This is a genomic window from Streptomyces sp. NPDC006458 (assembly GCF_040612135.1).
In the GTDB taxonomy this organism is placed as follows: Bacteria; Actinomycetota; Actinomycetes; order Streptomycetales; family Streptomycetaceae; genus Streptomyces.
The window spans coordinates 51,652-78,447 of sequence record NZ_JBEXPR010000012.1; the positions used below are offsets into that span (position 1 = coordinate 51,652).

At 73.8% G+C, this 26,796-nt stretch carries 25 protein-coding genes; 14 read left to right on the forward strand and 11 right to left on the reverse strand.

Annotation, left to right across the window (positions count from 1 at the left end; all coding sequences use genetic code 11):
* Positions 1 to 6: 6 nt before the first annotated feature.
* Together ABZZ79_RS18010 and ABZZ79_RS18015 are read right to left on the reverse strand one after the other, a co-directional pair.
* Positions 7 to 186 carry a hypothetical protein gene (locus ABZZ79_RS18010; RefSeq protein WP_356689899.1) on the reverse strand — a complete coding sequence of 60 codons (180 nt, stop codon included), beginning with the start codon at positions 184 to 186 and terminating at the stop codon, positions 7 to 9.
* 231 nt (positions 187 to 417) lie between these two features.
* Positions 418 to 1,140, reverse strand: a complete 723-nt coding sequence (locus ABZZ79_RS18015; protein ID WP_356689900.1) for a DNA alkylation repair protein — start codon at positions 1,138 to 1,140, stop codon at positions 418 to 420.
* 49 nt (positions 1,141 to 1,189) lie between these two features.
* Between ABZZ79_RS18015 and ABZZ79_RS18020 the strand changes: the two genes are divergently transcribed.
* A complete protein-coding gene (locus ABZZ79_RS18020) occupies positions 1,190 to 1,963 on the forward strand; it encodes a VTT domain-containing protein (protein ID WP_356689901.1) in 774 nt (257 codons plus the stop codon).
* Positions 1,964 to 1,967: 4 nt separating this feature from the next.
* Here ABZZ79_RS18020 and ABZZ79_RS18025 read toward each other — a convergent pair whose 3' ends face one another.
* The gene (locus ABZZ79_RS18025) at positions 1,968 to 3,137 is read right to left on the reverse strand and encodes a thiolase family protein (RefSeq protein WP_356689902.1); all 1,170 of its coding nucleotides are present in this window, start codon (positions 3,135 to 3,137) and stop codon (positions 1,968 to 1,970) included.
* Between the two features lie 203 nt (positions 3,138 to 3,340).
* Between ABZZ79_RS18025 and ABZZ79_RS18030 the strand changes: the two genes are divergently transcribed.
* Positions 3,341 to 3,811: a helix-turn-helix domain-containing protein gene (locus ABZZ79_RS18030; protein WP_356689903.1), complete on the forward strand. Its 471-nt coding sequence runs from the start codon at positions 3,341 to 3,343 to the stop codon at positions 3,809 to 3,811.
* Here the strand turns inward: ABZZ79_RS18030 and ABZZ79_RS18035 are convergent.
* Positions 3,798 to 4,592 carry an alpha/beta hydrolase gene (locus ABZZ79_RS18035; protein ID WP_356689904.1) on the reverse strand — a complete coding sequence of 265 codons (795 nt, stop codon included), beginning with the start codon at positions 4,590 to 4,592 and terminating at the stop codon, positions 3,798 to 3,800. The genes ABZZ79_RS18030 and ABZZ79_RS18035 overlap by 14 nt on opposite strands.
* Before the next feature lie 585 nt (positions 4,593 to 5,177).
* Here ABZZ79_RS18035 and ABZZ79_RS18040 point away from each other — a divergent pair.
* The 3 genes from ABZZ79_RS18040 (at position 5,178) to ABZZ79_RS18050 (ending at position 8,580) form a co-directional block, all read left to right on the forward strand.
* Positions 5,178 to 6,053 carry an undecaprenyl-diphosphate phosphatase gene (locus ABZZ79_RS18040; protein ID WP_356689905.1) on the forward strand — a complete coding sequence of 292 codons (876 nt, stop codon included), beginning with the start codon at positions 5,178 to 5,180 and terminating at the stop codon, positions 6,051 to 6,053.
* A gap of 402 nt (positions 6,054 to 6,455) precedes the next feature.
* Positions 6,456 to 7,637 carry an elongation factor Tu gene (gene tuf / locus ABZZ79_RS18045; RefSeq protein WP_356689906.1) on the forward strand — a complete coding sequence of 394 codons (1,182 nt, stop codon included), beginning with the start codon at positions 6,456 to 6,458 and terminating at the stop codon, positions 7,635 to 7,637.
* A gap of 97 nt (positions 7,638 to 7,734) precedes the next feature.
* Positions 7,735 to 8,580 carry a fused MFS/spermidine synthase gene (locus ABZZ79_RS18050; protein WP_356689907.1) on the forward strand — a complete coding sequence of 282 codons (846 nt, stop codon included), beginning with the start codon at positions 7,735 to 7,737 and terminating at the stop codon, positions 8,578 to 8,580.
* Here the strand turns inward: ABZZ79_RS18050 and ABZZ79_RS18055 are convergent.
* Together ABZZ79_RS18055 and ABZZ79_RS18060 are read right to left on the reverse strand one after the other, a co-directional pair.
* Positions 8,542 to 9,861: an MFS transporter gene (locus ABZZ79_RS18055; protein WP_356689908.1), complete on the reverse strand. Its 1,320-nt coding sequence runs from the start codon at positions 9,859 to 9,861 to the stop codon at positions 8,542 to 8,544. The genes ABZZ79_RS18050 and ABZZ79_RS18055 overlap by 39 nt on opposite strands.
* 633 nt (positions 9,862 to 10,494) lie before the next feature.
* Positions 10,495 to 11,517: a hypothetical protein gene (locus tag ABZZ79_RS18060; protein WP_356689909.1), complete on the reverse strand. Its 1,023-nt coding sequence runs from the start codon at positions 11,515 to 11,517 to the stop codon at positions 10,495 to 10,497.
* 222 nt (positions 11,518 to 11,739) lie between these two features.
* Between ABZZ79_RS18060 and ABZZ79_RS18065 the strand changes: the two genes are divergently transcribed.
* The 3 genes from ABZZ79_RS18065 to ABZZ79_RS18075 all read left to right on the forward strand — a co-directional run bounded on the left by ABZZ79_RS18065 (position 11,740) and on the right by ABZZ79_RS18075 (position 15,759).
* Positions 11,740 to 12,177, forward strand: a complete 438-nt coding sequence (locus ABZZ79_RS18065; RefSeq protein ID WP_356690071.1) for a DUF4442 domain-containing protein — start codon at positions 11,740 to 11,742, stop codon at positions 12,175 to 12,177.
* A 327-nt stretch (positions 12,178 to 12,504) separates the two neighbouring features.
* A complete protein-coding gene (locus tag ABZZ79_RS18070) occupies positions 12,505 to 15,036 on the forward strand; it encodes a glycoside hydrolase family 3 C-terminal domain-containing protein (protein WP_356689910.1) in 2,532 nt (843 codons plus the stop codon).
* An 81-nt stretch (positions 15,037 to 15,117) separates the two neighbouring features.
* Positions 15,118 to 15,759 carry a DedA family protein gene (locus tag ABZZ79_RS18075; protein WP_356689911.1) on the forward strand — a complete coding sequence of 214 codons (642 nt, stop codon included), beginning with the start codon at positions 15,118 to 15,120 and terminating at the stop codon, positions 15,757 to 15,759.
* Positions 15,760 to 16,010: 251 nt separating this feature from the next.
* Here the strand turns inward: ABZZ79_RS18075 and ABZZ79_RS18080 are convergent, their stop codons facing one another.
* Positions 16,011 to 16,541 carry a gamma carbonic anhydrase family protein gene (locus ABZZ79_RS18080; protein ID WP_356690073.1) on the reverse strand — a complete coding sequence of 177 codons (531 nt, stop codon included), beginning with the start codon at positions 16,539 to 16,541 and terminating at the stop codon, positions 16,011 to 16,013.
* A 106-nt stretch (positions 16,542 to 16,647) separates the two neighbouring features.
* Between ABZZ79_RS18080 and ABZZ79_RS18085 the strand changes: the two genes are divergently transcribed.
* Positions 16,648 to 17,457: an acyltransferase gene (locus ABZZ79_RS18085; RefSeq protein ID WP_356689912.1), complete on the forward strand. Its 810-nt coding sequence runs from the start codon at positions 16,648 to 16,650 to the stop codon at positions 17,455 to 17,457.
* Between the two features lie 196 nt (positions 17,458 to 17,653).
* Here the strand turns inward: ABZZ79_RS18085 and ABZZ79_RS18090 are convergent, their stop codons facing one another.
* Complete coding sequence (locus ABZZ79_RS18090; RefSeq protein WP_356689913.1) at positions 17,654 to 18,511, reverse strand: DMT family transporter; 858 nt, start codon at positions 18,509 to 18,511, stop codon at positions 17,654 to 17,656.
* Positions 18,512 to 18,655: 144 nt separating this feature from the next.
* Here ABZZ79_RS18090 and ABZZ79_RS18095 point away from each other — a divergent pair, with 144 nt between their 5' ends.
* Together ABZZ79_RS18095 and ABZZ79_RS18100 are read left to right on the forward strand one after the other, a co-directional pair.
* Entirely contained in the window at positions 18,656 to 19,228 is a 573-nt protein-coding gene (locus tag ABZZ79_RS18095) for an XRE family transcriptional regulator (protein ID WP_356689914.1), read from the forward strand.
* A 43-nt stretch (positions 19,229 to 19,271) separates the two neighbouring features.
* A complete protein-coding gene (locus tag ABZZ79_RS18100) occupies positions 19,272 to 19,850 on the forward strand; it encodes a YbaK/EbsC family protein (protein ID WP_356689915.1) in 579 nt (192 codons plus the stop codon).
* On the opposite strand, the gene ABZZ79_RS18105 is transcribed toward ABZZ79_RS18100, so the two are convergent.
* On the reverse strand, positions 19,847 to 21,034 hold the full coding sequence (locus tag ABZZ79_RS18105) for a cation diffusion facilitator family transporter (protein WP_356689916.1): 1,188 nt from the start codon (positions 21,032 to 21,034) through the stop codon (positions 19,847 to 19,849). The two genes, ABZZ79_RS18100 and ABZZ79_RS18105, sit on opposite strands and share 4 nt — an antisense overlap.
* A gap of 61 nt (positions 21,035 to 21,095) precedes the next feature.
* Here ABZZ79_RS18105 and ABZZ79_RS18110 point away from each other — a divergent pair, with 61 nt between their 5' ends.
* Positions 21,096 to 21,458, forward strand: a complete 363-nt coding sequence (locus ABZZ79_RS18110; RefSeq protein WP_356689917.1) for a metalloregulator ArsR/SmtB family transcription factor — start codon at positions 21,096 to 21,098, stop codon at positions 21,456 to 21,458.
* Between the two features lie 6 nt (positions 21,459 to 21,464).
* Here ABZZ79_RS18110 and ABZZ79_RS18115 read toward each other — a convergent pair whose 3' ends face one another.
* On the reverse strand, positions 21,465 to 22,007 hold the full coding sequence (locus ABZZ79_RS18115; RefSeq protein WP_356689918.1) for a DUF1353 domain-containing protein: 543 nt from the start codon (positions 22,005 to 22,007) through the stop codon (positions 21,465 to 21,467).
* Between the two features lie 167 nt (positions 22,008 to 22,174).
* On the opposite strand from ABZZ79_RS18115, the gene amrS reads away from it, so the two are divergent.
* On the forward strand, positions 22,175 to 23,245 hold the full coding sequence (amrS, locus tag ABZZ79_RS18120) for an AmmeMemoRadiSam system radical SAM enzyme (protein WP_356689919.1): 1,071 nt from the start codon (positions 22,175 to 22,177) through the stop codon (positions 23,243 to 23,245).
* Between the two features lie 29 nt (positions 23,246 to 23,274).
* Positions 23,275 to 23,487, forward strand: coding sequence for a radical SAM-modified peptide, FtsH ternary system-associated (locus ABZZ79_RS18125; RefSeq protein WP_356689920.1), 213 nt, complete (start codon positions 23,275 to 23,277; stop codon positions 23,485 to 23,487).
* A gap of 5 nt (positions 23,488 to 23,492) precedes the next feature.
* Here ABZZ79_RS18125 and ABZZ79_RS18130 read toward each other — a convergent pair whose 3' ends face one another.
* Positions 23,493 to 26,615, reverse strand: a complete 3,123-nt coding sequence (locus tag ABZZ79_RS18130) for a hypothetical protein (protein WP_356689921.1) — start codon at positions 26,613 to 26,615, stop codon at positions 23,493 to 23,495.
* Between the last annotated feature and the right edge of the window lie 181 nt (positions 26,616 to 26,796).

Here is a 26,796-nt window from a genome sequence, read left to right on the forward strand (position 1 = left end):
GGCCGGTCAGGCCGCCTCCACCACCTCGCCGCGCACCGCTGCGGCCCACTCGACCACCAACAGCTCGTACTCCGAGCGCTGTTGAGCCGTCAGCTTACCGCCGGCACGTCTCCACAGCGCGCGGATCCGCTCGTTGACCTCGTGTGCGGAGGGCACGGAACCAAGGGCCTCGGAATCGGGGGACATGCGGCCAAGCCTAGGGGCAAGTACTGACACAGCGCTACCGGCCGGCTACGCGAACGGAGGGGATCAGCCACGGCCGTTGTCCGCTACTGACCTCCTGCTCAGTCCAGCGGTGGCGGTGACCCGGTCCTGGCCGGGTGTTTCGCGAAGCGGGCGGGGATCCGAGGGGCTTCGATTTAGCCGTTTTCGGGTGCGTGGCAGTCGTCCCCGACTGTGTCAGGTGCGGGGGGCTGGTCAGGCACCGATTTTCTTCAGCGCCTCGCGGACCGTGAGGGGCGCGAAGCGGGCGCGCTCGTGGGCGAGGAAGGCGCGGACGGCGCCGGGGTCGGTCTTGGCGTATTCGCGCAGGGCCCAGCCGATGGCCTTGCGGATGAAGAAGTCGGGATGGCCGGACTGGCGCAGACAGTAGGCGAAGAGGCGGTCGCGGTCGGTGCGTTCCTTGTAGCGGAGCTGGTGGAGCAGGGCGGTCCGGGCGATCCACAGATCGTCGTCGGTGATCCAGGCGTCCATGTCCGCGGTCAGCGCCGGGTCGGCCGCGACCAGCGTCCCGACCATGTGCGCGGCCAGCAGGTCGACGGTGTCCCACCAGGGGACGGTGACGATGAGATGCCGGACGACGGGGAGGAAGCCCGAGGAGCAGCGGCTCGCGTACCGGCGCAGGTAGTCGACGGCGAAGTAGTGGTACTCCCGTTCCGGCAGCTGCCAGCAGCGCAGGGCCACGGCCGTCAGGTCGGGCTCGGCGGGCCGGGCGGTGCCCTCCGTGACCGTGCGCGACAGACCGCGGCGCAGGGGGGTGGGCAGACCCAGGAAGGGGGCCGCGTCCTTCATGTACGCGCGCATGGCCGCCGCCCGCGCGGGGTCGGCGGCGCCGGGGTAGACGTCGGTGAGGCGTGCCAGCAGAGTGTCGGCCAGTGCGCTGTCCGGGACCGCGACGGGGCCGGTGCCTGTGGCGCTCATGAGACGAACCATACGGCGATCACACACGTTTGTCGGTTAGTGTCACCGGATGCCGCTCGATGCCACCACCCGTTCTGGGGGCACCGCCGTCGCAGCTCCCCTCGCCGTCCCGGAACCGGTCGCCGTCCCCGCGCCGGTGCCCGCCGCCGGCCTCGCGGGGCGCTGCACACGCCTGCTGCTCTCGCCCTGGTCCCGTTTCTCGCTGCTCGTGGCGTTGCTCGCGGGTGCTGTCGCGACCGTGCTGGTGTTCGAGCCGCAGCGGCTGCTGGCCGACGGATGGCCACCGCATCTCGGGGGTGCCGCGGCGGCGCTCGTCTTCGCGCTGGCGTACGGGCTGTGCACCGTCGCGTTCGTGCCCCGGCCTCTGCTGAACCTCGCCGCGGGCGCGCTGTTCGGCTCCCAGCTGGGGCTGGGCGCGGCCGTGGCGGGCACCGTGCTGGGGGCCGGGCTCTCCTTCGGTCTGGGGCGGGTCCTCGGCCAGGACGCGTTGCGCCCGCTGCTGCGGGGCCGGCTGCTGACGGCCGCGGACGGGCAGCTCAGCCGGCACGGGTTCCGCTCGATGCTGGCGGTACGGCTGTTCCCCGGGGTGCCGTTCCAGGCGGCGAACTACTGCGCCGCGATCTCCCGGATGGGCTGGCTGCCGTTCCTGCTGGCGACGGCGCTCGGGTCGGTCCCGAACACCGCCGCCTATGTCGTCGCGGGCGCCCGCGCCTCCACGCCGACCTCGCCCGCCTTCCTGATCGCGATGGCCTGCATCGCCGTACCGGCGCTGGTGGGCGCGGTGGTGGCCTGGCGCAAGCGGCACCACCTGCGCGGGTACTGAAGGGTCAGACGGCTTCCAGGACCATCGCGTTGGCCAGGCCGCCCGCCTCGCACATCGTCTGCAGCCCGTGACGGGCACCGCGCTCACGCAGGGCGTGCACGAGGGTGGTGGTCAGCCGGGTGCCGCTGGCACCGAGGGGATGGCCGAGGGTGATGGCGCCGCCGTGCACATTGACCTTGGCCAGGTCGGCGCCGGTCTCCTGCTGCCAGGCCAGGACGACGCTGGAGAAGGCCTCGTTGACCTCGAACAGGTCGATGTCGTCCAGGGACAGCCCGGCCCGGCGCAGCACCCTTTCCGTCGCCGGGATGACGCCGGTGAGCATCAGCAGTGGGTCGGAGCCGGTGACGGCGAAGCTGTGCAGCCGGGCCAGCGGGCGCAGGCCGAGGCGGGCCGCGGTCTCGCCGGAGGTGATCAGGACGGCCGAGGCGCCGTCGTTGACCGGGCTGGCGTTGCCCGCGGTGACGTTCCACTCGATCTGCGGGAACCGCTCGGCGAAGCCGGGGTCCAGGTAGGCGGGCCGCAGTCCGGCGAGGATCTCCGGGGTGGTCCCGGGACGTACGCACTCGTCGCGCGAGACGCCGTCCAGGGGTGCCACCTCGGCGTCGAAGAGGCCCTGCTCCCAGGCGGCCGCCGCACGCCCGTGCGAGGAGACGGCGAAGGCGTCCATCCGCTCCCGGGTCAGGGACCACTTGGCGGCGATCAGCTCGGCGCTGATGCCCTGTGGGACCAGGCCCTCGGGGTAGCGCCCGGCGACGCCCGGACCGAAGGGGTCGGTGCCGGGCGGCACGTTGGACCACATCGGCACCCGGCTCATCGACTCCACCCCGCAGGCGACGACCAGGTCGTACGCGCCGGAGATCACGCCCTGCGCGGCGAAGTGCACGGCCTGCTGCGAGGAGCCGCACTGGCGGTCGACAGTGGTCGCCGGGACCGTCTCGGGGAAGCCGGCCGACAGTACCGCGTACCGCGTGGTGTTCATGGCCTGCTCACCGACCTGGTCGACGGTGCCGCCGATCACGTCGTCGATCAGCGTGGGGTCGACACCGGAGCGCTCGACGAGGGTGCGCAGGGTGTGGGCGAGGAGTTCGACGGGGTGGACCTGGGCGAGGGAGCCGTCGGGCCTGCCCTTGCCGATGGGGGTGCGTACGGCTTCGACGATCACTGCGTCACGCATGTGCGGGGCCTCCTGTTCCTGTGAGGGCAGGGGCGGCCGGTCCGTGCTGCCGCGGTGCGGACCGACGACCGGCGCGATTACCGGTGCGTAGGAAGTCCGAGTAGGAAATCCGAGTAGGAAATCCGAACTCACCATAACGCTGTCAGTTGGAAAATCAAACCCACCTTGGTTTGAAAATCAAACCCTCCCCTAGACTGGGGCGCATGGCCGCCACCAAGGACCCGCGCCCCTGCTCGATCGCCGACGCTCTCGCGCTCGTCGGCGAGAAGTACTCCCTGCTCGTGCTCCGTGAGGTCTGCCTGGGCAACGGGCGCTTCGACCAGCTGGCACGCAACATCGGCGCCCCGCGCGACGTGCTGGCCACCCGCCTGCGCCGCCTGGTGGACGCCGGCGTCCTCACCAAGCGCGTCTACAGCGAGCGCCCGCAGCGCTTCGAGTACCGGGCGACACCGGCCGGGCTGGAGCTGGAGCCGGTCCTGATGACCCTCAAGGAGTGGGGCGACCGCCATCTGCGCGCGGACGGCGACCGCCCGATGGTGATCGAGCACGACTGCGGCAACGAACTTGTCCCCGTCGTCACCTGCCGCGCCTGCGGCGGCGAGGTCCGGCACGAGGACCTCACGGCCCACCCGCAGAGCCCCGGCTGGACCGTGTCCGGCCCTACAGCGGCCTGAACCCGTGCAGAAAGCCGCGCACCGCCCGCGCGAAGCCCTCCGGCGCCTCCAGATTGCTCATATGGCCCACGCCGGGCAGCACCACGAGCCGCGCCCCGTCGATCGCGTCCCGGAACGCCCGCGCCACGCCCAGCGGTGACCGCGTGTCCCGCTCGCCCCAGACCAGCAGCGTGGGCACGGCGATCTCCGGGAACAGGTCGCGCTGGTCGGCCTCGGCCATCATGAACAACTGCGCGCCCATGGTCGCGGGGCGCACGTCCCGCGCCATGGCGTCGAGCAGCGGCACGAACGCGGCGGGCGGGTCGCCCGCGAACAGCCCCGGCAGCGTCGGATCGAACTCCTCCCCCTCCGCCGCGAGCATCCGCCGCACGCCCTCGACCCGGGCCGCGACCTCCTCCGGCGGAAGCGATCCCTTCCAGCCCGCGTACGTGTCCACCAGGATCAGCGTCCGCACGAGCTCCGGGTGGTGCCGGTACAGCTCCAGGACGACCGTGCCGCCCCACGACAACCCGGCGACATGGGCCGGGCCGAGCCCGACGTCCTCGATCACCGCGGCGAGGCAGTGGGCGAAGTCGGCGAGGGTGAAGTCCGGCGGCAGATCCGAGGACCGGCCGGCGCCGGGCTCGTCCCAGGCCACGACCGTGAACTCGGCGGCCAGACCCTCGGACTGGGGCCGCCACATCCGTCCGTCTACGCCCGCTCCGTGCACCAGAACCAGGGGCGGACCGTGCCCCGAACAGGTGTACGCGACATCGACGCCGTGCGCCCGCACCGTGGCCATATCACCAGGTTAGGCACGTGGGGCACCACCGTCCCGGCGACGGCCTCCCGTCACCCGCCTTCGTACACCTCCAGCCGTCCCTACATCCCGAACCGCCCCCGCTCCGAAGGGGACCGGGCGCCGTACGGCCGCCTCGGACAGGTGCGACGTCGCCGCGCTCCGGCCCGTCGAGCTGCTCACCCGTGGCCACTGCCGCCGCCCGCCCCCTGCCGCCACGGCCCCCGCCACTCGGCGATCCGGGGCCGAAGAGCGGGGCGGGCGGCGGCTCCCGGCCCCCTGGGGCGCGCAGCGCCCGTAGCCGTCCGAGCGAGGTACGGGCGCGCGCGAGCCGGGCCCGCTCGCCCTCGGGCGCGTCGGCCGCGATCGCGGTCACGCGCGCGTACTCCGCCGGGCCGGCGAGACACAGCGGCGGCAGGGTCGTGAGCGTCAACACCCCGGCCCGTTCGTCCGACGATCATCTCGACGGCCCTGCGTCATGGCCCTTCACCCAAGGGCGCTACGCTGCCCCTCAACACACCAGACCCGCGCGCGGGCTCGGCGTGTCCGACGCCCGCAGCACGATCGGCACTTGGACTCCGTAACTTCATGTCTTGGTTCGAATCACTCATCCTCGGACTCGTCCAGGGGCTGACCGAGTTCCTTCCCGTCTCCTCCAGCGCGCATCTGCGGCTGACCGCGGCCTTCTCCGGCTGGGAGGACCCGGGCGCGGCCTTCACGGCGATCACCCAGATCGGCACGGAGGCGGCGGTGCTGATCTACTTCCGCAAGGACATCGGCCGCATCCTGGCGGCGTGGTCCAAGTCGCTGTTCGACAAGGCGTGGCGCAAGGACCATGACGCCCAGATGGGCTGGCTGGTGATCGTCGGCTCGATCCCGATCGGTGTGCTGGGCGTCACGCTGAAGGACCAGATCGAGGGCCCCTTCCGTGATCTGCGGGTCACCGCCACGATGCTGATCGTCGTCGGCATCGTCATCGGCGTCGCCGACCGGCTGGCCGCGCGCGATGAGGCCGGCGGCAAGCACCGGGCCGCGCGGCCCCGCAAGACCCTGACGGACCTCGGTGTCCGCGACGGCCTGATCTTCGGCCTCTGCCAGGCCTGCGCCCTCATCCCCGGTGTCTCCCGCTCCGGCGCCACCATCAGCGGCGGCCTCTTCATGGGCTACCAGCGCGAGGCCGCGGCCCGCTACTCCTTCCTGCTCGCCATCCCCGCGGTGCTCGCGTCGGGCATGTTCGAGCTGAAGGACGCGATGGGGAGCGACCATGTCAGCTGGGGTCCGACGATCTTCGCCACGATCATCGCCTTCGCCACCGGGTACGCGGTGATCGCCTGGTTTATGAAGTACATCTCCACCAAGAGCTTCATGCCCTTCGTCTGGTACCGCATCGTCCTCGGCATCATCCTGGTCGCCCTGGTCACCATGGGCGTCCTGAGCCCGCACGCCGCGGAGTCGGCGGGCTAGTGCCCCAACGGGCGACGTTCGCCCCGTCGCGCAGACCTCGCCTGCCGGGGCACTGGTGCCCGGCACCGCTCCTGTCTCCCGAAGCCTCCCGCGGCACCTGCCGCGGGAGGCTTCGGCGTTGTGTGCCTCCGCGTGGTGTCCTGGCTCGCCCGCGCGGGTGGGGCCGGAAAACCGTTCGACGCCGGACGCCGGTTCGGCGATGATCGACGACATGTTCCGGCACGCCTTCCTTCTCGCAGCATCCGCAGTCGCGGATGCGCCGAAGGCTGCCGTCGAGATCTTCCTGGCCGCTGTCGACGGCGCCCGAAGCTGACCCTCTCCGGACAGTCCGGCGGACCCCGCAGGGGGAGGGTCGGCCCGTCCCGGGGTCCCGCTTCCTTCGCACAGCTTCGAGGTAGAGCCATGCCCAAGACGGCGTACGTCCGTACCAAACCGCATCTGAACATCGGCACCATGGGCCATGTCGACCACGGCAAGACCACCCTGACCGCCGCCATCACCAAGGTCCTCGCCGACCGCGGGCCCGGCACCTTCGTGCCGTTCGACCGGATCGACCGGGCCCCCGAGGAGGCGGCGCGGGGCATCACGATCAACATCGCGCACGTCGAGTACGAGACCGGCACCCGGCACTACGCGCACGTCGACATGCCCGGTCACGCCGACTATGTCAAGAACATGGTCACCGGCGCCGCGCAGCTCGACGGGGCGATCCTCGTCGTCTCCGCGCTCGACGGGATCATGCCGCAGACCGCCGAACACGTGCTGCTCGCCCGGCAGGTGGGCGTGAACCACATCGTGGTCGCGCTCAACAAGGCCGACGTCGTGGGCGACGGCGAGGACGCGGTGCTGGCCGACCTGGTCGAGCTGGAGGTCCGCGAACTGCTGACCACGCACGGCTACGGCGGTGACGCCGTGCCCGTCGTACGGGTCTCGGGGCTGAAGGCCCTGGAGGGCGACCCGCGCTGGACGGCGTCGATCGAGGCGCTGCTCGACGCCGTGGACACCTATGTGCCCATGCCCGAGCGGTATCTGGACGCGCCGATCCTGCTGCCCGTCGAGAACGTCCTCACCATCACCGGCCGGGGCACCGTGGTGACCGGCGCCGTCGAGCGCGGCGTGGTCCGGGTCGGCGACCGGGTGGAGGTGCTCGGTGCCGGTGTCGAGTCCGTCGTCACCGGGCTGGAGACCTTCGGCAAGCCCATGGACGAGGCGCAGGCGGGCGACAACGTGGCGCTGCTGCTGCGGGGTGTGCCCCGGGACGCGGTACGCCGCGGGCATGTCGTCGCCGCGCCGGGCAGCGTGCTGCCGAGCGGCCGCTTCCAGGCCCAGGTGTACGTCCTGTCGGCGCGGGAGGGCGGCCGTACGACGCCGGTCGCGAGCGGGTACCGGCCGCAGTTCTACATCCGCACCGCGGACGTGGTCGGGAACGTCGACCTCGGCGAACTCGCGGTCGCGCGGCCCGGGGACACCGTCTCCATGACGGTCGAGCTCGGCCGTGACGTGCCGCTGGAGCCGGGCCTCGGCTTCGCGATCCGCGAGGGCGGCCGGACCGTGGGGGCCGGGACGGTGACGGCCGTTCTGTGAGGGTGCCCGGTGTGCGTGGGGGACCGCGGGCCGTGTGGGGCTGGTCCCGCGGTTCCCCGCGCTGCTGAGGGGCGCGCACCGCAGGCAGAATGGGGCGGTGAGCGAAGCCCTCCCCGTCTCCCGCGCCGTCGACCACGGCACCGCCAAGCTGATGCCCGACGTCGACCGTGAGCGTGCCTGGCTGCTCACGGTCGACGGGGCGCCCCAGTCCTACGTGGACCTGGACGAGCCGACGTATCTGGAGTTCGAGTACGCGCGGCGGCTGGGGCATGTGCTGGACACCCTCGCGCCGGCCGGGCGGGCGCTGGACGTCCTGCATCTCGGGGGAGGGGCGTTCACGCTGCCCCGGTACCTCGCGGCGACCCGGCCGGGCTCGCGGCAGGACGTGGTCGAGGCCGACCGGGCGCTGCTGGACCTGGTGGCGGAGCATCTGCCGCTGCCACGGGACGCCGGTGTCACCGCGCATCCGGCGGACGCGCGGGCCTGGCTGGCCGATGCCCCGGCGGACTCCGCCGACGTGATCGTCGCCGACGTGTTCGGCGGCTCACGCGTCCCCGCCCATCTGACCTGTCTCGGATACGCCCGCGAGGCCGAGCGGGTGCTGCGCAAGGGCGGCGTCTATCTGGCCAACCTGGCCGACGGGGCGCCGTTCGGGTTCCTGCGCTCCCAGCTGGCCACGTTCGGCGCCGTGTTCGAGGAGCTGGTGATGATCGCCGAGCCCGGCGTGCTGCGCGGGCGGCGGTTCGGCAACGCGGTGCTCGTCGCCGCGCACGAGCCCCTCGACACAGCCGCCCTGGCCCGGCTCACCGCGGCCGACGCCTTCCCGGCACGGGTCGAACAGGGGGCCGCGCTACGGCAGTTCGTCGGGGACGCGCGACCGGTCAGGGACGAGGACGCGGTGCCCTCACCCGAGCCCCCCGACGGGGCGTTCGGCATCGGCTGAGCCGTTCGCGGCCTCGACCGGCGGTCCTGCCATGACCTCCTTCGTACGACGGCGCAGCCGGCGCACGTCCGGTACGAGCAGGACCAGCGCCGTGACCGTGAAGATCGACACGGCGCAGCCCCACAGCGCCTCGGTGCGCCCGAAGGCCTCCTCCGCCGGACCGGCCAGCGCCGTCGCCAGCGGCATCAGCGCGACCGAGCCGAACCAGTCGTAGGCCGAGACGCGGGATAGCTTGTTCTCGGGTATCTCCTGGTGCAGCGCGGTCATCCAGGAGACGCCGAAGACCTCCAGGGTCACGCCCGTCAGGAACATCACCGCGCACAGCACCCCGATCGGCACGGGCACGGCCAGCGCGGCGGAGGGCAGGGCGAGCGGGAAGACGCACAGGGTGCCCGCGAGGAGCAGTCTGCGCGGCTTCCAGCGGGTCATCAGCAGCGCGCCGGCCACCGTGCCCGCCCCGAAGAAGCCCAGCGCCAGGCCCCAGGGGCCGGCCCCGCCGAGATGGTCGCGGGCGACGAGGGGGCCGTAGACCGCGTCGGCGGCGCCGACGACCGCGTTGGCGATCGAGAACTGCACGACGATGCCCCACAGCCAGGGCCGTCCGATGAACTCCTGCCAGCCCTCCCGCAGATCGGCCAGCAGTCCGCCGCCTGCCTCGCGCGGCGGGATGTGGCTGACGTCGAGGAAGGAGCGCATCGCCCCGGCCACCGCGAACGCTGCGGCGTCCGCCGCCAGCACCCAGCCGGGGCCGAGCGCGGCGACCATCGCACCGCCCAGCGCGGCGCCGCCGACCGCCGCCCCCTGCATCGCCATCCGGAACACGGCGAACGCCCGGCTCACCTGCTCCCCGGACACCGAGGACATCAGCATGCCCTCGGCCGCGGGGCTGAAGAACGCCTGCCCGGTGCCGCCGAGGGCGGTGAGCAGCATCATCTGCCACAACTGCGGCTCACCGGCCAGCACCAGCAGTGCGAACAGGCCCTGGGAGACACAGTTGAGGGCGTTGGCCGCGACCATCACCCGGTGCCGGGGGACCCGGTCCGCGACCGCGCCGCCGATCAGCAGGAACAGCACCAGCGGCAGGGTGCGGGCGCCTGCCACCAGGCCGACGTCGCCACCGTCGCCGCCGTTCTCCAGGACGGCGAACGCGGCGGCGATCAGCGCGCCGTGGCTGCCGAGGTTGGTGACGAAGGCGGCCGCGGTCAGCAGGCTGTAGTTGCGTCCGGCCCAGTCGGGTCTGTGCAGGCGGCGGCCGGGGCGGGGGGAGGCGGCGGAGTTCACCGGCCGACTATCCCCGCCCCGGCCCGCGTTTGCCAAACCGATTGTCGAATGATCCACGGCCTGGGCGGTCCGGTCCGGGCCGGTCCGGGCCGGTCGGGGCGGACCAACCGTCACATCGGCCGCGGCGGATTCCCGTCAGCAGTGGCGGGCGGACTCCTGTCACCGCCCACGGGCGGACTGCCTCTCACCGTCCACGGGCGGACTCTCGGCACCCACCCACGGGGGGAACCCGTCACCCGCCACGGGCGGGAACCCGTCACCGTCCACGGGCGGGAACCCGTCACCGTCCACGGGCGGGAACCCGTCCCGTCCACGGCGGTCACTGGAGGCGGGCCGGACTCCCGTCTCCGTCCACGGCGGGAACCCGTCACCGGCGGCGGGCCGGACTCCCGCCAGGCGGCGGCGGATTTCCCGTCACCGGAGGCGGGCGGACGCTCGTCACCTGCGAGGCGCCGAGCCGGACTCTGGTCACCGGCCAGGGCGGAAACCCTCACTCGCGCCAGGGCGGAAACCCTCACTGGCGCCACGGCGGAAACCCTCACCGGCGCCACGGCGGAAACTGTCACCGGCCACGGCGGACTCCCGGCAGTCGCCCGCCCGTCGATCCCACCGACCGCCACCGGCCCGGCCGGGTCAGCTCCCCGTCGCGTCGCCGTGCAGGCGGACCGTGCTGAGGATCTTCATGATGGTCTCCTTCGGCACCTCGCCCTTCACACCCTTGGCGCCGTAGAAGTTCCAGGCCACGAAGGCGCCGTCGGCGTTCTTGAAGCCGAAGGTGACGGCCTTGCCGTCGCTGGCGCACTTGCCCTTCTGCGGGGTGTTCGTGGACTGCGCCCACGCCAGGCTGCCCTTGATGCCGGAGGCGGTGGTGTAGGCCTCGGCCTTCTTGTCGACGGTGAGGCTCTTCTTGTCGGGCTGGGTGTAACCGCCGTAGACCCACCACGGGACCTGGTTGACCGCGACCTCGTCGGTGTTCTTGGCGCCGTCGGCGCCCTTGCTGCCGACCGCGGCCAGGGCCGTGTCCTCGGTGCGGCCGTCCTTGTTGTCGTCGGTCGTGCACCACTTGGACTTGTAGAAGGCGGGCGCCGACATCACGATCAGCGGCTTGGCCGAGTCGGACTTGTCGTCCTCGAAGCCGATGGTCAGGGTCGGGGACTCGACCTCCCAGTCGGCCGGCACGTCGAAGGCGATGCCCCACTTGGGGTTCACCACGACCTTCCAGCCCGCGACGGTCGGCTCCAGGGTCTCGTTGCCGCGCGGGTTGTCGTCCGACCCGCTCTCGGTGGCGGTGGGCTCGGCGGACCCGGTCGGCGACGGGCTGGTCGTCTTCTTGTCCTTGTCGCCGCCGTCCGCGGTGTCGTCCTTGTCGCCGCCGAGGACCAGGAAGCCGGTCACCGCGGCCGTCGCCACCACGGCCGCCGCCGCGATGATCGCCACCAGCTTGGTCCGGTTCCCGCCACCGCCGCCCCCGCCGGGCTGCGGCTGGGGCATGCCGACCGTCTGGGGCGTGCCCCACTGCGGCTGCTGCGCGTACGGGTTGGGCTGCTGGTAGCCGGGCTGCTGATACGGATTCGGCTGCTGGTACCCCGGCTGCTGGTACGGGTTGTTCGTCTGCGGGTTCTGCTCGCCCCCGGGCGGCTGCTCTCCTGGCCACATGTGCCGTAACCCTAGTGCCGCCCCGGACACGATTCGGTCACTGCCCCTTGTCAGGGACGTACCAACAGGGAGAACGGCGGCGCGGCGCCGCGCGGGGACGCCGGACGGGGGCGGCGGGGCCTGTGCCGGGTATCTGGCCGAAAGAGAGGCGTAGGCGACACCCGAGGCGTCTGGCCACCTCGGCTACTCGTGGGTAACATCCTCGTCATGAGCGCAGATCAGATGTCCATCGGCGAGCTGCTCGCCGCCACAGTGCCGATGGTTCGCACCCTGAACCTCGAATACCTGGAGACCACTCCGGAGAAGGCTGTGCTGGCCCTGCCGGACCAGAGCGAGTACCGCAACCACGTCGGTGGTCCGCACGCGGGCGCGATGTTCACCCTCGGCGAGTCGGCGAGCGGCGCGATCGTGCTCGCGGCCTTCGGTGACCAGCTCTCCCGCGCGGTGCCGCTCCCGGTGACCGCCGAGATCGCCTTCAAGAAGATCGCGCTCGGCCCGGTCAGGGCCACCGCCACGCTCGGCCGCCCCATAGCCGACGTCGTCGCGGAGCTCGACGAGGGCAAGCGGCCCGAGTTCCCGGTGACCGTCGCCATCCAGCGCGAGGACGGTGCCGTGACGAGTGAGATGACCGTCGTGTGGACGCTGCGGCCCAACGGCTGAGCGACAAGCGGCTCAGCGGCGCCCGTCGAGCCACACGGGCTGACGGTCGCCGGCTGAGCGACGGCGGCTGAGCGGCACCCGTACAAGGCCCCGGCCCTTGGGCGAATTCCAGGGCCCTTCGCCGTTCCCGGGGGCGTCAGGGCGTCAGGGCGCCGTCCGTATGGACACGACTCGACGCCGTCCCTGGATTTCCCGCCGACGGCGGTGTCTGACGGGTCGTCATGCGGGCTGTGCAGCACAGTGGGTCCACGGGGTGAACGCGGCCCGGCCGCCGGGCGCACCCCGCGGTTCACATGTCGTGCCAGCTCACCGAAGGAGTGACGGCCCATGTCCGACACCGTTCCCCGGCGATCCGCCCTGCGTCTGGTGAGTGTGGCCATCGCCGTGGCCGCCGCGGCCACCGTCGGCGGATTCACCCCGGCGCGCGCGGCCGGGCGCGACAAGGGCGCCGGTCCCCGCGTCGAGGCCCTTCTCGCCGCTCTCACCCTCGACGAGAAGATCTCCCTCCTGCACGGCGCCCCCGATCCCGCCTCCCTCGGCCAGGCGGGATACGTCCCCGGCGTGCCCCGACTCGGCATCCCTCCGCTGCGGCTGGCCGACGGCCCGGCCGGCGTCCGCGTCACCCTCCCCCACGCTCGGACGGACTCGCGCGGAGGGACCCCCGTCGCCACCGCGCTGCCCGCCCCCGTCCTGCTCGCCTCCGCCTTCGACCCCGAACTGGCCCGCCGCTACGGCCAGGTCATCGGCCGCGAGGGCCGCGCGCTCGGCCAGGACGTACTGCTCTCCCCGATGGTCAACCTCATCCGCACCCCCTACGCGGGCCGCAACTTCGAGACCTTCTCCGAGGACCCGCTGCTCTCCTGCGACCTGGTCGCCGCCGAGATCGAGGGCATCCAGGGCGAGGGTCTCGTCGCCACCGTCAAGCACTACGCGCTCAACAACCAGGAGAAGGACCGCGACTCCGTAGACGTACGCGTCGACGAGCGCACCCTGCACGAGGTCGAGCTGCGTGGCTTCGAGGCCGCCGTCGCCGCCGGAACCGGCGCGGTCATGGGCGCGTACAACAAGGTCGGCGGCACGTTCGCCTGCGAGAACGAGGAACTGCTCAGCGACATCCTGCGCGACCGCTGGGGGTTCGACGGCTGGGTGATGACCGACTGGTTCGCCGCGCACAGCACGGTCAGGGCCCTCACCGCCGGGCTGGACATGGAGATGCCTGACGGACGGCACTTCGGTGCCGCGCTGAAGTCGGCGGTGCGGGGCGGCAGCGTGCCCGAGCGGTACGTCGACCGGGCGGTGCGCCGACTGCTGTCGGTGCTGGACCGCTTCGGCCTGCTCGACAGCGAGCGGCCCCCGCGCCCCGACCGCGACCCGGAGGCGGGCGCGGCCCTCGCCCGGGAGGTGGCCGAGGCGGGCGCCACGCTGCTGCGCAACGAGCACGGCACCCTGCCGCTGACCGACGGCGACATCGCGGTGATCGGCCCGACCGGCGCGACCCCCTTCGTCAGCGGCGGCGGCAGCGCCCATGTGGTCCCGGATCACGCGGCGAGCCCCCTCGACGCCCTGCGCGCCCGAGCCGGACAAGGCACCCGTGTCACCTACGCCCTCGGCGAGGACCTCTTCGGCAAGCCCGTCCCCGCCGGTGCCCTCGCTCCCGCTCTCGCCACCGAGGGTCAGGGCGTCGACGCCGGGACGACCTGGAGCTACGACGGCACGCTCACGCTCGACGAACCGGACGAGTGGACCTTCGTCCTGCACTGCTCGGGCCCGCCCAACGGCCGCCCCAAGGTCCTCGTCGACGGCGAGGAGCTCTTCCCGCTCGCGTCCGGCTGGGGCGAGTACCTGCTGGGCGGCCTGGTCACGACCGCCCCCGACGGCCTCGCCGTACGCCGCCGCACCCTCGCCCTGGACGCCGGAGCGCACCGCCTGCGGATCACCGCCGAGGGCGGCGCCGACGGACTGCTGTTCCGGCTGCGCCGCATCACGGGCGCGACCCGCGCCGCCGACCTGGCCGAGGCGGTCACGGCCGCGCGCGCGGCCCGCCATGTCGTGCTGTTCGCCTACGAGGACGCCTCCGAGGGACTGGATCGCACCACCATCGCCCTCCCCGGCGGGCAGGCACGCCTGGTCGAGGCCGTCACCGCGGCCAACCCGCGCACCACGGTCGTCCTCAACACCTCCTCCGCGACGGCGATGCCGTGGCTGGAGCGCACCGGAGCCGTGCTCCAGATGTACTACCCGGGCCAGGAGGGCGCGGCCGCCACCGCGGCCGTCCTGTTCGGCGACCGCGACCCCGGCGGCCGGCTCACCCAGACCTTCCCGGCCGACGACGACAGCCACCCCGTCGCCGGGGACCCCCGCCGCTACCCGGGCGTGGACGGAGTCGAGGAGTACGCGGAGGGCGTCCGCATCGGCCACCGCTGGTACGACGCCCAGGACGTCCGCCCACTCTTCCCCTTCGGGCACGGGCTCTCCTACACGTCCTTCTCCTGCGCGGACCTGTCGGTGCGCCGGGCCCGGGGCGGGCTGGCCGTGTCCTTCACCGTGCACAACACCGGCGAACGCGACGGCGTGGCCGTGCCGCAGGTGTACCTCGGACCGTCGCCCGACCTGGCGCTCGACCAGCCGGTGCGGGTGCTGGCCGGGTACCGCAGGCTCGCGCTGCGGGCGGGGGAGCGGCGGCGGGTCACCGTGCGGGTCGCCGCCCGCACCCTGTGCTCCTGGGACACCGGCCGCCACGACTGGATCCTCGGCACCGGTCGCCGCACCGTCTGGCTCGGCGCCTCCTCGCGCGACCTGCCCCTGAGCACGAGCGTGGAGGTGCGCACAACCATCGGGGCCTCCGGGACGTCACACTGACTGGGTAGGCTTCGCGGCGTGTGCCGCCGCCGGGCGCACGAAGAGACGCAGTGGTCTGCGCAGATCTGGGAGGTAGGGGCGTTGCACGTCCAGGAATGGCTCGACACGGTGCCCCCGCTCGCCATCTATCTGCTGGTGGGCGTCGTCATCGGCCTGGAAAGCCTGGGCATCCCGCTGCCGGGCGAGATCATCCTGGTCTCCTCGGCGCTGCTCGCCTCGCAGCACGGTGAGATCGACCCGTTCATCCTGGGCGCGTGCGCGACTGTCGGCGCGATCGTCGGCGACTCCATCGGCTACGCGATCGGCCGCAAGGGCGGGCGGCCGCTGCTGGCCTGGCTCGGCGGGAAGTTCCCCAAGCACTTCAGCGAGGGCCATATCGCGACCGCCGAGCGCTCCTTCCAGAAGTGGGGCATGTGGGCCGTCTTCTTCGGCCGCTTCATCGCCCTGCTGCGCATCTTCGCGGGCCCCCTCGCGGGCGTGCTGCACATGCCGTACTGGAAGTTCCTCGTCGCCAACGTCCTCGGCGGCATCCTCTGGGCCGGTGGCACCACGGCCGTGATCTACTACGTCGGCGTGGTCGCCGAGTCCTGGCTCAAGCGCTTCTCCTGGCTCGGCCTGGTCGTCGCCGTCCTCATCGGCCTCACCTCCATGCTGATTCTCAAGCGCAAGGCCAAGAAGGCAACGGCAGAACAGACCCCCGACCCGGTCCCCGCCGTCGACTGAGCCCACCCAGAGGCCGGCCCCTTGTCACCGCCGTCGACTGAGCCCACCCCAGGGGCGCGGGGAACCGCGCGACCAGCCCACGACGCCGGAAAGCCGAGAACGTACCCAAGGGGGGCGCGGGGAACGGCGCGACGAGCCCACGCGGGCGGACGGACAGACGCGGACGGACAGACAGTCACGGCAGGCCGCGAGCCACGCGCCGGGAAGCCACCCACGCACGCGGCCAGGGACGCGGGAGACCCGCGTCCCACTCACCCCCCGTGAACCTCCCCGTGCGCCTTCCCCAACTCCGCGTACATCACCCCGTTCAGCGTGACCCCCTGCCGCTCCTCCTCCGACAACTCACGCCGCACCTTCGCCGGCACCCCGGCGACAAGCGACCCCGGCGGCACGACCATCCCCTGCGGCACCAACGCCTGCGCGGCCACCAGAGACCCCGTCCCGATCACCGCCCCGTTGAGCACGGTCGCCCCCATCCCGATCAGACAGTCGTCCTCGACCGTCGCCCCGTGCACCACCGCGTTGTGCCCGATGGACACCCGCTCACCGACGCTCACCGGGAACCCGGGGTCGGCATGCAGCGTGCAGTTGTCCTGCACATTGCTGCTCGCGCCGACGGAGATCCGCTCGACGTCACCCCGTAGTACGGCCCCGTACCAGACACTGGCCCCCGCCCCGAGCGTCACGTCCCCGATCACCGAGGCCGTGGGCGCGACGAAGGCGTCCTCGTCGATCTTCGGCTCCTTGCCGCCGACGCCGGTGATCAGCGCGCGGTGCTCCATGTCGGCCTCCCAGTCGTAGACATCCGGCACGGTACGCCACCCGTTAGGGCGAAGATCACAGGCCCTCGACGTCATGGTGGAGCGGCGCGCTGAGTACCGTGAGGCCGTGCCGAAGAGCAAGAACACGTTCTCATCCTGGCGGCGTACCCTCGCGCAGCGCGTCGTGCACGCGGGCTGGGCCTGGGTGCAGCGCACGGGCTCCGTGACGGCCGAGCGCCCCGGGCGCCTGCGCTTCGGCTCGCTGGGCGAGGCCAGCCGTCTGGCCTTCCCGCTCGGCACGGTCTTCGGCGAACCCTGGATCCACCTGGGCTCCCACTGCATCGTCGGCGAACAGGTCACCCTCACCGCCGGTCTGATGCCCGACCTCGACCTCGGCCCGGACCCGATCCTGCGCATCGGCGACGGCGTGGTCCTGGGCCGCGGCAGCCATGTCATCGCCGACACGACGGTGACGATCGGCAGCGACTGCTACTTCGGTCCGTACGTCTACGTCACGTCCACGAACCACTCCTACGACGACCCGCACGAGCCCATCGGCAGGCAGTGGCCCCGGATGGAGCCGGTCGAGATCGGCCCCGGCTGCTGGATCGGCACCGGGGCGGTGATTCTTCCCGGCGCGCGGATCGGCCGGAACGTGGTGGTGGCCGCGGGCGCGGTGGTGCGCGGCACCGTGCCCGACCACTCGGTGGTGGCGGGCGCCCCCGCCCGGGTCGTACGACGCTGGACGCCGGACGACGGCTGGCAGCCGCCTCTGCGGACCCCGGCGCCCGTGCCTATACCGGAGGGCGTCACCCCGGACCAGTTGCGCGCCCTGTCGGACCTGGACGAGGAGACGGTGGCGCGGCTGGCGGAGCTGGACGAGGAGACGACGGCCGGGCTTGCGGAACTGAACCCGGCACCCGATCCCCAGGGCTGAACCCCTCCGGCCCGGCGCGTTCCGGCCCCCGATCAAGGCACCCACGGCCCGGGGCAAGGCACCCACGGCCCCCGATCAGGGCACCCACGGCCCGGGACAACACACCCACCGCCCCCGATCAAGGCACCCACGCCCCCCGACAACACACCCACCGCCCAGGGCAAGGCACCGCTGCCTCGGACGAGGCGCCGCGGTCTCACCCCGCCGCCAGCAACAGCGTCCCCATCAGGGCCAGCCCCGCCCCCGCCGCCTGCACCCCCCGCAGCCGTTCTCTCAGGAACCCCCACGCGGCCAGGGCCGTCACCACCGGGTACAGCGAGGCGAGCACCGCGGCCACGGTCACCGGGCCGTGCTGGGCGGCGACGGAGTACGTGCCGTTCGCGGCGACGTCGGCCAGTCCGACGAAGGCCAGCACCGGCAGCGCGCGCCAGGGGAAACCGCCCTTCGGCAGCACCGGCGAACCCCGCCGGGCGGAGACGAACAGCGCGGTGCCGCCCGCGAGCACGTTGGTCAGCCGTTGGACGAACAGGGCGAGGAACAGCCCGGTGAGCGTCGTGGACGCCTCGGCGATCAGTGCGACGCACGTCCCGAACCCGAGCGCGCCCACCAGCGTGAACAGGATCGTCCGCCGCTCCACCGAGGCGCCGCGGAGCTGCGGTCCGCCCGCGAGGGCCACGCCGGTCACGGCGACCGCGATGCCCGCGACCTGGACCGGGTGGGGGCGTTCGCCCAGGACCAGCCCGGCGCAGACGGGGACGAACACGCTGATCGTGGTGAGCGGGGAGACGACGCCCATCGGACCGCGGGCGAGGGCCTCGTAGAAGCAGAGGATGGCGACCGGTCCGACGAGGCCCGCGGCCACGGCGAACCACAGGCGTGGGCCCGCCTCGCTCCAGCCGCCCGTGGCCGCCACGACGGCGCCGAGCACGCCCACCGCGATCGACTGCGACACGACCACCACGGTCAGTGACGGCACACGCCGGGCCAGCAGTCCGCCGCCGAAGTCGGCAAGACCCCAGAGCAGGCTGGTGGCCAGGGCGAAGAGTGCTGTCACGTGGGCCCTCGCAGTACAGTTCGGTGAACGATCGGGTGCACGCCACGGTAGTGCAGTCGATTGAACCCTGTCATCCAAAATAATGGACCAGGCCCCGGGTCCACCGGCCCGAGCCGTGGCCGACCGGACTCCCTGGACGGAAATGTGGCGGACCTCGACCTGCTGACCCATTCCCTGGCGCGCAACGTCAAGCGCTGGCGGACCGAACGCGGCTTCACCCTGGACACGCTCGCCGCGCGGGCGGGAGTCAGCCGCGGCATGCTCATCCAGATCGAGCAGGCCCGCACCAACCCCAGCCTCGGTACGGTCGTGAAGATCGGCGACGCGCTCGGCGTCAGCATCACCACCCTGCTCGACTACGAGCAGGGCCCCAGGGTCCGTATCGTCCCCGCCGAGCAGGCCGTCCGGCTGTGGCACACCGACACGGGCAGCTACAACCGGCTGCTGGCCGGCACGGAGGCCCCTGGCCCGCTGGAGCTGTGGGACTGGCGGCTGATGCCCGGCGAGTCCAGTTCCTCCGACCCGCACCCGGTCGGCACGGTCGAACTTCTCCATGTCACCACGGGCGAGCTGACCCTGACCGTGGACGGCGTCGAGTACCGGGTCTCGGCCGGCGCCAGCGCCTCCTTCGAGGCCGGGGCCCCGCACACGTACGGCAACACCGGTGCCGAACCCATGGAGATGGTGCTCGCCGTGTCCGTGCCACCCGTGCGCTGAGGCGTCGAAGCGACGGGCCGGGAACGGCTGTTAGCGTGCGGTCATGCGCGCCCCCATCGGAGACTTCGACCACGCCGTACCCGCCCCCGGCTGCCTGGACGAGCTGATCCGTCCGGTCGCCGACGCCGTACGCGACTGGCGCGGCAGTGTGCCCGCCGAGCAGATCGTCTACGTCGAGACCGACCCGCAGTGGGCGGACACGGCCGTCTTCGTGGAGCACTACGGCCGCGACCTGCTGGAGCGGTCCGCGAACTGTGTGGTCGTGGCGGGCAGGCGCGGCGGCGGGACGACCCTCGCCGCGTGCCTCGTGCTGTCCACCACGCGCCTCGACGTCAACGGCGTCGTCCGCCGCCATCTCGGCGCCCGCAAGGCCTCCTTCGCGTCGATGGACACCGCGACCGGCGAGACCGGCATGGAGTACGGCGGCATCACCCCCGTCGGGCTGCCCGGGAGCTGGCCGCTGCTGGTCGACGCCGCCGTCGTCGACCTGCCGTACGTCCTGGTCGGCAGCGGCCGGCGACGCGGCAAGCTCCTCGTCCCGGGCAAGGCCTTCGCCGAACTGCCGGGCGCGGTGGTGCTGGAGGGCCTGGGCCTGGACCTGGACCGACCCCCGTCGTCCTAGGCCGTGACGGCGCGGGAGGTGCCCGGGGCCGACGCGTGATGCGCCAGCGCCAGATGCGGATCCGCCTCGCCCGGCACGGGGGCCGGGTCGGCGTGCACCAGGGCCGCGGTCAGCCGGGGCACGGCGTGCAGCAGGGCGTGTTCGGCGGCCACGGCGACGGCGTGGGCCTCCCGCACGGTCGTCTCCCCGTTCACGACCACCGCCACCTCCGCCCGCAGCCGGTGCCCGATCCAGCGCAGCCGCAGCTCACCCACCCCGTGCACGCCGGGCACCTCCCGCAACGCCTGCTCGGCCCGGTCCACCAGCGCCGGGTCCACGGCGTCGAGCACCCGCCGGAACACCTCGCGGGCCGCGTCCCGCAGCACCAGCACGATCGCCGCGGTGATCGCCAGCCCCACCACCGGGTCGGCGAGCCGCCAGCCGAGCGCCGAACCGGCCGCGCCCAGCAGCACGGCGAGCGACGTGTACGCGTCGGTGCGGGCGTGCAGTCCGTCGGCGACCAGCGCGGCCGAGCCGATCTCCCGGCCCACGCGGATGCGGTAGCGGGCCACCCACTCGTTGCCCGCGAACCCGGCCAGGGCCGCCACCGCGACCGCCGGGACGTGCGCCACCGGCCGCGGGTCCAGCAGCCGCTCGACCGCCGTCCACCCCGCGAACGCCGCCGACGCGGCGATGGTCAGCACGATCGCGATGCCCGCCAGATCCTCGGCCCGCCCGTAGCCGTAGGTGAAGCGCCGGGTGGCCGCGCGGCCGCCCAGCACGAAGGCGATCCCGAGCGGCACGGCGGTCAGCGCGTCCGCCGCGTTGTGCACGGTGTCACCGAGCAGCGCGACGGAGCCCGAGAACGCCACCACCACCGCCTGCGCGAGCGCCGTCACGCCCAGCACCGCGAGCGACACCCACAGCGCGCGCATCCCGCGCGCCGAGGACTCCAGGGCGGAGTCCAGCTTGTCGGCCGTCTCGTGCGAGTGCGGAGCGAGGAGATGGGTGAGACGGTGCCGGAGGCCGCCGCGCGCGGGGCCGGGCGAGTGCCCGTGCCCGTGCTCCCGCCCGGGGTGACGTTGCCCGTGCGCCTCACCGTGGTGTTCCTGGCCGTGGTGGTGATGCCCGTGCCCGCGTCCGTGACCGTGTCCATGACCCTCCGCGTGGTCATGCCCGTGCTCGTGCTCGTGCCGCTCGCTCACGTCGTTCCCCTTCCGGTGCGGCATGGTGGACGTACCCGGTGCCCGGCGACATTATGTGCGTATGAACGCACGCATGCACCTGTCACCTGCGCACGATGCGCATCCGCGCACCCCGGGCGAGGAACAGTTCGCGCTCGCGGCCGAGCTGCTGGCCCTGCTCGGGGACCGCACACGACTCGCCCTGCTGCACGCGCTGACGGACGGCGAGGCGGACGTCACCACGCTCACCGACGCGTGCGGGGCCGCACGGCCCGCCGTCAGCCAGCATCTGGCGCGGCTGCGGCTCGCCGGACTGGTGAGCACCCGCAAGGAGGGCCGCCGGGTCGTCTACGCGCTGCGCGACGGCCATCTGCGGCGGCTGGTCGGCGAGGCGCTCAGCGTCGCCGACCACCGCATCGCCGGCCGGCCCGCGCACGAGGACTGACCGGCGTCAGGCCCCGGTCGTCGGAACGCCGCTGAAACTCGGCTCGTTGGCCCGGCCGGCGGTGCGCCGGCCGGTGAAGGCGTACGCGATCCACTCCAGCACCCAGAACAGGGCCAGCCACACGGCCACCACCAGCGCGGGCACGGCCAGGAACGCCACCGCCGGGACGGTCACCAGCAGCCACAGCAGCCAGGAACCGGCTCCGGCGCCCGACAGCCCGCTGCCCGCCCGCACCGCCGCCCACATGATCCAGCGGCGCAGCGCCGAGACACCCAGCTCGCGCAGGGTGCGCCGGAAGACGCCGTCAGCGTCGGCCCGGCTCACCGGGGCCTCACGGCACAGGTAGTCGTGCAGGATCGCCGCCTTGGTGTAGACGCCGTAGCGCGGGATGAGCCACACGAACACGGTGGGCACCGAGGCGAAGTCCGTGCGGAAGGCGACCGGGACGGTGAACGTCTGCTCGCGTCCCAGGTAGGTGAGTTCCTCCCGCAACTCCCAGCTCTCGGCGTCGATCTGCTTGACGGTGATGTCCCCGTCGGCGAAAGGCATGACGACCACCCCGCGTCGTGGCGCGGGCGCACTCCGACGGGCGCCCTGTCAATGGTGTAGCGCGGTACGGGAGTTCTGTCTCCCCTTGCCGCAGTCGCCCGGCAACAGGCCGGGGAGACCGGTACGGTGGAGAACCCGGGGCGGGGGGGCCGGACAGGGGGTGAGCGGTGGACGGCGCGCACGACGGCGAGTGGCAGCCCGCCGACTTCTACCGGCCCGTCGAGGGCGGCGGCCTCCAGTGCACCCTGTGCCCCTTCCGCTGCCGGCTGCGCGACGGCGACACCGGCGCGTGCAAGGTGCGCCGCAGACAGGGCGACCGGGTGCTGACCGTGACCCGGGCCACCACGGTCGAGCATCTCGCCCCCGTCGAGCGCAAGCCGCTCTACCACTTCCGGCCCGGCCTGCAACTGCTCACCCTGGCCCCGCCCGGCTGTTCGTTCCGCTGCGACTACTGCGTCAACTTCCGCCTCTCCCAGTACGGCCGTGATCCGGGCGCCCCGGCCGCGCCCGCGCGCGAGACCGACCCGGCCCTGCTCGCCAGGACGGCCGCCGAGCGCGGCGCCGGACTGGCCCTGTCCTACTCGGAGCCCTCCCTCGCCGCCGAGCTCACTCTCGAACTGGCGGCCCAGGCGAAGCCGTTGGGCGTGCCCGTGGTGTGGAAGAGCAACGGCTTCCTCACCCCCGAGGCCGTCGACCGGCTCGCCCCCGCGCTGGCCGCCGTCAACGTCGACGTCAAGGCGGCCGACGAACACGAGCACCGCGCGCTGACCGGCGCGCCCCTCGCCCCCGTGCTGGACACGCTGCGGCTGCTGAAGGACCGCGGGGTGTGGGTCGAGGTGAGCACCCCACTCGTGCCCGGCACCAGCGACACCGACGAACAGCTCGCCCGGATCGCCGAGTTCGTCGCCGGACTCGGCCGCGACACCCCCTGGCACCTGCTGCGCTTCACCCCGACCTACCGCATGGACCGGCACCGGCCCACCCCGCCGGAGCGGCTGCGCCGCGCCGTCGCCCTCGGCCGCACGGCGGGCCTGCGGTACGTGTACGTCGAACGCGCCCTCGGCGCCGAGGGCCGGACCACCCACTGCCCCGGCTGCGGCGCCGAGGCCGTGACCCGCGAGCTGTGGGGTCGGGTCGACAACCGCCTGCGCGACGGGGCGTGCCCGCGCTGCGGGGAGCGCCTGGCCGGGGCGTGGGGGGCGCGAATCGTCGAACCACCCGCGGCACAACGGACCTGACCGCCCACGGACCGAAGGGAAACCCCGGCATGAGCGCCGACTACCGCTTCGTACCCGACCTGCCCGACCTCATCGACGCCTCCGAGTACGACGCCCACCCCGGCGGCCACCTCGTCCGGGTGCGGATCACCTGGGACGAGCAGGGCGTCGAGGTGCTGGGCGACGCCTTCCGCCCGGACGCGCTGGAGGACCTCCTGGAGCGGATGGGCCCCGACGTGGTGGAGCAGATGCTCTGCGGCTGAGAGCCCTACAGGCGGGTCAGGATCCGGGTGAGCACCCGGCGCAGCTCCTCGCCGTCCGGTTCCGGCGCCAGCACCCAGGTGTCCGGTCCGTCGGGCGCCACGGGATGCCCCGGGTAGTGCACGCGCAGGGTGAGGGAGCCCGGCAGCGGCAGGGGCGGCTCGTGCGGGTGGGTCAGCAGCAGCGTCCGGGGCTCGGCGGCGTCAGCGGCCGTGAGGCCCCGGGCAGCGCGCCGGGCCAGCGCGGTCGCCCGGACCGGGTCGCCCGGCTCCGGCCGTACCGGTGTCCACAGGCGGCGCAGATCCGCGGGGGCGGCCAGCCGGACGGGTCCCTCACGGGCGTCGAGGCGCACCAGCGCCACCGCGTGCCCGGCCGTCATCAGGGCCGTGGCCAGCAGATGCGCGGACAGCCGCAGACAGCTGCCGACCTGACCGTGCGCGGCGGCCGAGGTGTCCAGTACCAGCACCACGTCCCGCTCGGTGTGCGGCAGACGGCCCCGCCGGGTGCGGTACAGCAGCGCGTCCTGCGCCCACAGCGCGTTCAACAGCGACGCGGGCAGCGCCATCTGGGCGGGCACCAGCCGGTCCGGCGGGCCGTGCCGGGCCCACTGGGCGGGGTCGCCCGCGGTGGCCGGGCCGGGCACGTCGTCGCCGTGCGAGACCGGCAGCCGGGGCGGCGCGCCCGTACGCCGGGTGGCCTCCGCGGCGGCGCGGGCCCAGGGGCCGTCCGCGAGGCGCAGCGGCAGCGCCGGGTCCTGGGCCACCGCGTCCGGGCCCAGCAGGGCCAGCAGCGGCAGCAGTTCGCGGTGGGTGCGCTCCAGGGCCCCGGTCAGGTCCGCCGCGGTCACCGAGGTCCGCTCCGGTGGCTCGCCGCCGCCGCGCAGGCCCCACTCCAGCGTGGTCCGCAGCTCCTGGAGCGGGACACCGGGCGGCGGGGCGTAGCGCGGGTCGGGGCGCAGCCGGGACGCCACGACGGCACTGAGCGCCGGGTGCGCGTGCCGCGGCCAGCGCAGCTCGCGCAGGGCGCGGGCGGCCGGGCCCTGGTGCAGCAGCCGGCGTCCGGCCGGTGCCTCCGGGCCCAGCAGCGCCGACACCTCGGCCAGCGCGGACAGCGGCACCGCCGCGTCCACCGCCGCCGCCAGCGCGCCCGACTCGGCGAGGAACTCGGGGGATTCGGGCAGCCGGGAGCCGGCCTCGGGACGTCCCCCGGCGGCACCCAGGACGGGCCACAGCAGCGTACGGCCGCCGGTGTGCGTGGTGGCGATGTACCGGCCGTCCGGGGACCAGCGCACCGACCACAGCGGGCCGGGCGACGGGCCGTCGGCCTCCAGGGTCATCGCCAGGGTGCCCCGGGCCACGTCCCACACCTGCGCCACCGCCGTGCCCCCGCCGGGTCCCGGTGCCGCCAGCAGTGAGCTGTCCGGCGACCAGGCCAGCGCCGGGGCCCAGCCGCGCCCGCCCGGCGTGCCCAGCTCCCGCTGCACGCGCCAGGTCAGCGTCGACCACACCACCAGCGGACCCTGCCCGGCGGCCGGTGTCGCGGCGAGCCGGCTGCCGTCGGGGGAGAACGCGACCCGCGTCGCGAACCCCCCGGACGGCAGCTCCAGCCGGCGCGCCCGGGAGGCCTCCGGCATCTGCCAGAGCACGACGGCGCCCCGCGTACCCGAGGCGAGCAGGGTGCCGTCCGGCGCCCAGCCCGGCCGGCCCGTGCCCTGGCTGAGGTAGAGGCTGTGCCGGGTGCCGAGGGGGGCGCCGTAGGCGTCCAGGGTGTGCACGTACAGGTGCGTCGGATCGGGGCCGGGCTCCGGCACGGCCAGCAACGCGCCCGCGCCGTGCGCAACCGGGCACCACGCGGGTGCCTGGCCCCCGTCCAGCACGGTGCGCAGCTCGCCGGAGCGGGCGTCCACCAGCGTCAGGCCCGCCCGTCCGGCGCGGCTCGCGCAGGCCAGCAGCGGGTACGGCTGCGGGGCGGGTTCGAGGTCGTGGGCGCCGCCCGGACCCGTCGCGACCGGGGCCGACCAGACGGCTCCCGGACGTCGGGGGAGCAGCGCGGCGAGGGTGCCCGGCGCCGTCTCCAGGACGCAGGCCCCGCCCCCGTCCACCCAGGCGAACGCCGGGGCGCGCAGGGAGGTGGCGCCCTCGTGCAGCGGGGACGGTGTGCCGACGCGGGGCGCGTGGTCGCGCAGCGACGGCAGGGAGCGGCCCACCGACCGGCACATCGCCGCGGCCCAGCCGCGCAGCAGCACGCCGACCCGCCGCTCGGCCGGATAGGGCGCCGCGTCCGGCAGTTCCCACAGCTCGCTGCCGCCGGGCACGGCGAACAGCACCCGGCCCGTCGGCGACACGCTGAAGTCCCGCGCCGAGGCCAGCCGCGCGGGCAGCCGGGCCACCTCCTCCAGCGCCCGGTCGAGGACCAGCACGGCGTCCCGGTCCGTGCCCGCCACCAGATACCGTCCGGTCCGGCTGAAGCCCAGCCCCCACACCGTGCCCGGCAACGAGAGCCGGGCGGGCAGCCGTCCGGTGGCCCGGTCGACGAGATGCACACCCGTGGCGTCCGCGAAGGCCAGCGCATCCCGGTCCGGCGACCAGGCGAGCGCGGTCACCCCGGTACGGCCGGTGCACGGCGCGAAGTCCATCCGGACCGGCGCCACGCTCCACAGCTGCAGCGCGGTGGCCGTGGCCAGGCACAACTGACGGCCCTGCGGGTCCCAGGCGGGTGTCACCACCGGGTCCACGGCCGGCAGCACCGCCGAGGCGTGCGTGGCCCGGTGGTGGACCAGGACACCGCCGCCCACGCACACCACCCGCAGCCCGTCCGGCGACACCGCCAGCGTGTGCGCGTCCGGCGACGCCGCGAAGCCCTCGCCTGCCGCCGCGCCCGTGTCGCCGTCGCGGACGACGACCCGGCCCGAGCGCAGCGTGAACAGTTCCCCGCCGTCCGGCCCCCAGGCCACCGCCGTGGGCACACCGTCGGCCGCCGCCGACCACAGCACCCGACCGGTGTCGTCCCGGCAGTTCAGACTCTCCTCGCCGAGCTGGAGGAACGCGGTGCCGTCGTACGACAGCCCGGCGCACGGTCCGTCGCCCGCGAGCGCGAGCAGCCGCCGCAGTCCCGGCAGCGCTGTGGTCACAGGTCCTCCGGCGGATCGGTCGCGATGCGGTGGGGCCCGCGGGCCGGCGCCTGGATCAGGTCGGCCATGAGAAGCAGCACTTGGCGACCGAGTCGGGCGGGCTCCGGTGCGTGCGGCCGCGAGGCGGCGGAAGGGGGCGACGCGATGGGGGTCGCCCCGCGCCGGCGAAGCCGAGCGTGGG